Annotated in this window: 4 protein-coding genes; all 4 read left to right on the top strand. The window is 40.9% G+C overall.

The features are described from left to right. The first annotated feature begins 850 nt into the window (after positions 1-850). The 4 genes from thrS (at position 851) to rnr (ending at position 7,378) form a co-directional block, all read left to right on the top strand. A complete protein-coding gene (thrS, locus tag ACI2IW_RS08205) occupies positions 851-2,785 on the top strand; it encodes a threonine--tRNA ligase (RefSeq protein ID WP_102091060.1) in 1,935 nt (644 codons plus the stop codon). A gap of 23 nt (positions 2,786-2,808) precedes the next feature. Further along, positions 2,809-3,312 carry a translation initiation factor IF-3 gene (gene infC / locus ACI2IW_RS08200; RefSeq protein WP_057762155.1) on the top strand — a complete coding sequence of 168 codons (504 nt, stop codon included), beginning with the start codon at positions 2,809-2,811 and terminating at the stop codon, positions 3,310-3,312. A gap of 405 nt (positions 3,313-3,717) precedes the next feature. Continuing rightward, entirely contained in the window at positions 3,718-4,962 is a 1,245-nt protein-coding gene (locus ACI2IW_RS08195; protein WP_404693315.1) for a toxic anion resistance protein, read from the top strand. Between the two features lie 139 nt (positions 4,963-5,101). Continuing rightward, positions 5,102-7,378, top strand: a complete 2,277-nt coding sequence (gene rnr, locus ACI2IW_RS08190; RefSeq protein WP_404693314.1) for a ribonuclease R — start codon at positions 5,102-5,104, stop codon at positions 7,376-7,378. Positions 7,379-7,387 lie beyond the last annotated feature (9 nt).

The following is a 7,387-nucleotide window of genomic DNA, read 5'->3' as shown; positions in this document are numbered from 1 at the left end:
CCAATGTGGCTTATCCTATTTAGCGAGCTGACCATCATATCATGTTTTAATAGTCTGTCAACTTCTTTTTTTAATTTGTTTCAACAAGTTAACTGGGTTATTTATATGTAATCTACACACTAGCTACTTCCAGCTCGTCTTGATGAGGTGCGTATTATAGACGGTTTATCTTTTGTGTCAACCCGTTTTATTAATGTTTTTAATCTTATTTTAGGATATGAATAAATTTGTATTTCTTTCAATAGGTTATAAAATTGGTGTTCTCTATTTTTCAAATACTAGTGTGCAATAAGGTTTAATTCACCCACTTTTAATAAAGATAAGCTTATTTGAACCTCATAACTGGGCTTATTCATCCTGTCATTCTTGAGTGTTTTTCCTAAGCAGACTACTTCTCATATTTTTGAATGTTGATATTCATATAATTAACACTATATACAAGCTAAGTTATTCGGGGTTATATGATGCTTTCAATATATCGTCCTATATAGTGCAGTATTTGATACTACCTGTATCATAAGATATGGCTCTTATATCAGTTATGGCTTAATCCCTTGATATCTAGTGTTGAGAGACGGTTTTTGCTATAATAGGTATTTTGCTGCATTACTTATATATGTTGGCTGTTGTATTATTCATATAGCGAAATGCATTTTGCTGTAATGCTATTGATTAACTGGCTTTAAGCCTTACATTGGTCCTAGCATATATAGTCATAGTAAGACTCTAGGTAATGCGTCCCTTTCACAACATATCACGATGATTAGATATAATTGATGTGGTCTCACGGTTATATGATTGATGGTTGCAGTCATCACTGCCAACGGACCCAATAATAGGCGAATAGATTATGGTAGCGATTACTTTACCCGATGGTAGTGTAAAAGACTTTGAAGGTCATACAACAGTCATGGAAGTGGCGCAAAGTATTGGGACAGGACTCGCTAAAGCGACAGTTGCTGGACGTGTAAATGGTCATCTAGTAGATGCACATGATCCTATCGTCGCTGATGCCAATGTTGAAATCGTAACGCCAAAAGACGACGACGGTGTCGATATTATCCGTCACTCATGTGCTCACCTATTAGGTCATGCGGTTAAGCAGCTCTACCCTGATGTAAAGATGGTCATTGGTCCTGTTATTGATGATGGTTTTTATTACGATATCTTTAGTGAAACGCCATTTACGCCTGAGCATATGGAAGCGATTGAAAAACGCATGATGGAGCTGATCAAGCAAGATTATGACGTTATCAAAAAAATGACGCCACGCGCCGAAGCGATTGAAATATTTGAATCACGTAATGAAGACTATAAGCTAAAACTTATTAATGATATGCCAGGTGAAGAAGCGTTTGGCTTGTATCATCATCAAGAATACGTCGATATGTGCCGTGGCCCGCATGTGCCAAACACGCGCTTTTTGAAAGTATTCAAACTGACCAAAATGTCAGGTGCTTATTGGCGCGGCGATGCGAAAAATGAGCAGTTACAGCGTATCTATGGTACTGCGTGGGCTGATAAGAAACAGTTAAAAGCTTATATTCAGCGTATTGAAGAAGCAGAAAAACGTGATCATCGTAAAATTGGCAAAGCGCTGAACCTATTTCATATGCAAGAGCAGGCGCCAGGTATGGTGTTCTGGCATGCTAATGGTTGGACGATTTATCAAGTACTTGAACAGTATATGCGTAAAGTACAATATGATAATGGCTACGAAGAGATCAAGACACCTCAAATCGTTGATCGCAGCTTGTGGGAGCGTTCAGGACATTGGGGCAACTATGCAACCAATATGTTCACAACCTCTAGTGAAAACCGTGATTACGCGGTAAAACCGATGAACTGCCCTTGTCATGTGCAAGTATTTAACCAAGGCCTAAAGTCTTACCGTGATTTGCCACTACGTATGGCTGAATTTGGTTCTTGTCATCGTAATGAGCCGTCAGGTTCATTGCATGGTTTGATGCGTGTACGTGGTTTTACTCAAGATGATGCGCATATCTTCTGTACGCAGGCACAGATTCAACAAGAAGTCGCTGACTTTATTAAGCTAACGCTTGCGGTCTATGAAGATTTTGGCTTTGATAATATTATTATGAAGCTTTCTACCCGCCCTGAAAAACGCGTTGGTAGTGATGAGTCTTGGGACTTTGCAGAAAAAGCGCTAGCAGATGCGCTTGATAGCTCAGGGCTAGACTGGGATTACTTACCTGGCGAAGGTGCATTCTACGGTCCAAAGATTGAGTTTAGTCTAAAGGATTCATTAGGACGTATTTGGCAGTGCGGTACTATTCAGGTTGATCCAAACATGCCTGAGCGTCTCGATGCAGAGTTCGTCAATGAGCAAAACGATCGTGAAGTACCTATTATGTTGCACCGTGCAATCTTAGGTTCGTTTGAGCGTTTCATCGGTATTTTGATCGAAAACTATGCCGGTTGGATGCCAGTATGGCTAGCACCGCAGCAAGTTGTGGTCATGAACATCACTGACAAACAAGCTGATGCATGTGAAAACGTGGTTAGCGAGCTCAAAAATGCAGGTTTGCGTGCTATTAGCGACTTGCGTAACGAAAAGATTGGATTTAAGATACGAGAGAAAACATTAGAACGTATTCCCTATATGCTAGTATTAGGGGATAAAGAAGTCGAATCGGGCAGTGTTAACGTCCGAACTCGCGAAGGTGAGAACCTTGGCGTGATGAGTGTTTCTGAATTTATTACATTAGTACAGACCGCTGTCAGTAAAAAAGGCCGACAGACCCCAAAAACAGATGAGGAGTAATACCTATTAAACAGTCCAACCGTTTGAACATCAACGAAGATATCAATGTCAAAGAAGTCCGTCTCGTTAAAGAAGATGGCGAGCAAATGGGCGTGGTTGATATCGCAACCGCGATGAAAGCGGCACGTGATGAAAATCTAGATTTGGTTGAATTAGTTCCTGAAGCTAAGCCGCCAGTATGTAAGATCATGGATTATAAGCACTTCCTCTATGATCAAAAGCAAAAGGCTAAAGAAGCTAAGAAAAACCAAAAGCAGACTCAGCTTAAAGAGATGAAGCTACGTCCTAGTACCGAAGAGGCCGATTATCAGGTTAAACTGAGAAAAATCGTGAGCTTCTTGGAAGATCAAGACAAAGTTAAAATTAGCATCCGTTTCCGCGGACGTGAAATGGCGCACCAAGATATCGGTCGCAAACAACTTGATCGTATCATTGAAGATACTGCTGATATCTCAAACGTCGAACAGTACCCTAAGATGGAAGGTCGTCAGATGGGTATGCTGCTTGGACCCACTAAGAAAAAGTAATCTGTCTATTGGATTGCTTTGAGTGGTGGCTGTTAGTCTATATAGCTATTTATAACTCTAACCATCAATATGCTGCGGGATATTGATGGTTTTCTATTATGTGGACTCAAAAACTGCTGTAATAAACATAGCTATATTGAACATAAATAGCCTAGCATCATTGACTGATGCTATTTTACAAAACCTACCTTCTCAACTTTCTGATTACACGGTAATCTAAAGGTCTAGTTATATTTACTAGTTAGTATTTAGCAGTCACTAGTGATCATTTGATAAAAATTAGTATGAGCTGAAGACAATTTATAAGTGTAAAAAAGCTAAGTGTATAAATAAAAACAACGTATATCACGACTGCCAGAGTCGTTGACAAAAAACACTCCCTTCTCCGATATCAGAGGATATTTCATGCAAGAATTGACGCCACCAGAAAACGCTACAACTCCCAGTATCTCTCTAACAGCGCCTGAACCTGTCAAAGAAATACAGAAAAGTGAAGCAGATCAGATGGTCAAATTGGATGAAAGCCAAATTCCTGAGCTCGATGCCAAGGTTGATGCTTTTGTTGATCATGTGCTTACCAACTCTGTGCATAGTGATGAATTTCGACAGAATGTGCAGTCTATTCATAATCTAGGTACAAAAGAGATTCGTGAATCTGCGCAAGTCTCTAATCGAATGTTAGATTTGCCCGCAAAAAGTCTCAATGACAGTTTATTCGACAACTCTCCTATCGCCAAATCATTGACGGAACTACGCGGGATTGTCGAAGACTTAGATCCGAGCAAAAAAGAACTGACCAGCTCGCGCAAGTTGTTCGGTCTCATTCCGTTCGGTAATAAAGTACAAGATTATTTTCGTCAGTATGAGTCAGCCCAGTCGCACATCAATGCCGTTGTGACTAGTCTCTATAATGGTAAAGACGAATTGCTCAAAGACAATGCGATGATTGAGCAAGAAAAAGTCAATATGTGGGAGCTGATGCAGTCTATTCGCCAATATGTCTACGTTGGCAAAAAGATTGATGAGCAACTTGAGCAAAAGGTCTATGCGATAGAAGCAACAGATCCAGAAAAAGCGCGCATCATTAAAGAAGAAATGCTGTTTTATGTCCGTCAAAAAAACACTGATTTTTTAACTCAGTTAGCAGTGAATGTACAAGGCTATTTGGCGCTTGATACTATTCGCCGTAATAACTTAGAGCTGATTAAAGGGGTCGATCGTGCAACCACAACTACCGTGTCTGCATTACGCACGGCTGTGGTCGTTGCTCAAGCAATGACCAATCAAAAACTGGTATTAGATCAAATCACTGCATTGAATAAAACCACCAGTAGTTTGATTGAATCAACTTCAGCGATGCTCAAGCGTCAGTCAGGTGAGATTCACGAACAGGCGACTAGCAGTAGTATTGAGCTTGATAAACTGCAAAATGCCTTCAATAATGTCTATGACACTATGGATATGATTAGCAATTATAAAATTGAAGCGCTAGAGAATATGAAGCAAACGGTCAATACACTGACCACGGAAGTAGATAAAGCACAAAAATACTTGAATAAATCAAATCAGACTACGGTATTAGAAGTCTCAAAAGAGTTGGATAGTAAAAAAATCACTAACCAATCGAGCAATGTCGATATCGATATTTGATTTATTCCTATAGCGGTCGTTAGAAAACTGACCGCTTCCTGCTACCGAATACACATAAGACAATTGACGCAAGATATTGCAGCGTCGTTCGTGTTAAGATAGCCACTATTAATAATTTTAAAAATAGATACGGTAATTTATGAGTTGGAATGATCCAAACGCCTCAAGTGAGGCAAAAAAATATGACAACCCGATTCCTAGTCGTGAGCTGATACTCAGCACGATTAATGAGCATGGGGAAGTCACGCATCAACAATTGGCAAAGGCCTTTAACATTGATGACCCTGATCAGTTTGATGCTTTGGGCAATCGCCTAAAAGCAATGGCACGTGACGGCCAAGTAAACCGTGATGGTCGTCCTTATCGCTATCGCACGGTGACTAAGCAAGATATCGTCTCAGGTACAGTTTCTGCACATCCAAAAGGTTTTGGTTTTGTGGTGCTAAGTGATATGCCAGATTTGTTTTTACATGAAAAACAAATGCGCTGGGTATTCAATGGCGACACGGTAGCAGCCGTCGGCACTTCGACAGACAATCGTGGACGTACCGAAGGGCGTATCGTCGATGTTGTCGAACGTCGCCAAAACAACTTTATTGGTACACTTGCTCGTGATGAAGACGGCTATTGTGTTGAGCTTGGTAGCCCGAACAATCATCAACCGATTACGGTTACTGATGACAATGTTCAGGCGCTAAATATTAAGCAAGGCGCTCCTGTTAAAGTCGATATCATTGACTGGCCAAACCAGCATGAATTTGCCACTGGCAAAATCACTGAAGTGCTGTCTGATGACAACGATCGTGAATTGATTATTGAGACTACCCTGCTCAACTATGATATTCCATCAGATTTTAGCGAAGCTGCGCTTAAGCAAGCTGATGACTATCAAGAGCCAACTGAGAAAGACATAAAAGGCCGTACAGATATACGTCATCTACCGCTTGTCACTATCGATGGCGAAGATGCTCGTGACTTTGATGATGCTGTATTTGCTGAAAAGCGTTCTGGTGGTAACTACCGTGTCGTGGTTGCGATTGCGGATGTCAGCTATTATGTGACACCGAATTCACCACTTGACCAAGATGCCTATGAGCGTGGTACTTCAGTATACTTCCCGCATCGCGTGATTCCGATGCTGCCTGAAGTGTTATCTAACGGTCTATGCTCATTGAACCCTAATCTAGATCGCTTATGTATGGTTGCTGATATCAAGATATCGCGCGCTGGTAAAGTGACTGGATATGAGTTTTATCCGTCAGTGATGCACTCACAAGCACGTCTCACTTATAATCAAGTAAATGATTATCTTGTGAACCCGAATGATAAGAGATTACCTAAATCACTAACAGGTAATAAAGACGTTAAAAAGTCTGTTGATACCTTACATCAATTGTATGAGCTACTGCTTAAAAAGCGTGAAGAACGTCATGCAATGGAATTTGAAACGGTTGAAACGTATATCAAGTTCAATGAGAAAGGCGGAATCGAAGCGATTTTACCACGTACTCGTGGCGACTCTCAGAAGCTAATCGAAGAGTGTATGCTCCTTGCCAATACTTGTGCTGCAAACTTCGCGCTTAAGCATGAGTTACCAGTTTTGTATCGTAACCATGATAAGCCTGATAATGAGAAGTCGATGCGTATTCATGAATATGCGAAAAACTTTGGCTTACCATTCCCAGAAGAAAATCCAACGCAAGCGGATTATCAGCGCATTATCGAAGCGACTAAAGATAGACCAGATGCCATCAGTATTCATAGCATGCTGCTGCGTTCAATGATGCAAGCAAACTATGCACCTGACAATATTGGTCACTTTGGCTTAGCATATGACGAATATAGCCACTTTACCTCGCCAATTCGCCGTTATCCAGATTTGATGCTGCATCGCGCGATTAAAGCGAAAGTCACTAATAGCCCACAGCCTGTTATGGACTTTTCTCTTGAAGGTGCTGGTACACAAACGTCAGATACAGAACGCCGTGCAGAAAAAGCATCACGTTATGTAGAATCTTGGCTCAAGTGTCACTATATGACCGATCATGTCGGTGAAGAGTTCGAAGGTGTTGTGACTACGGTTACTAGCTTTGGTCTATTCGTCACACTGACTGACTTATATATCGATGGTTTGGTTCATATTTCAAACGTTGGCGATGACTTCTTTGTCTACGATGAGCAGCAACAGCAGCTTATCGGTAAAGATAAAGGTACGCTATTTGGACTGGGCGATTCAGTTAAAGTGAAGGTTGCGGGTGTCAACATGGATCTGCTACAAATTGACTTTGATTTGAAGGCTAAATTGCAATCTAGCGCAATGAACCAAAGCAAAAAAGGTCAACCGAAGAAAGCGCAGCCTAAGAAAGCTCCGGCGAAAAGAAGCAGTAACCGCAGAGGTGCTGCCAAAAAAAGCTAAGTTTAGACT

This window comes from Psychrobacter sp. NPDC078501 (assembly GCF_044900935.1).
GTDB lineage: Bacteria > Pseudomonadota > Gammaproteobacteria > Pseudomonadales > Moraxellaceae > Psychrobacter.
This window is presented reverse-complemented; position numbering and strand designations above follow the sequence as displayed.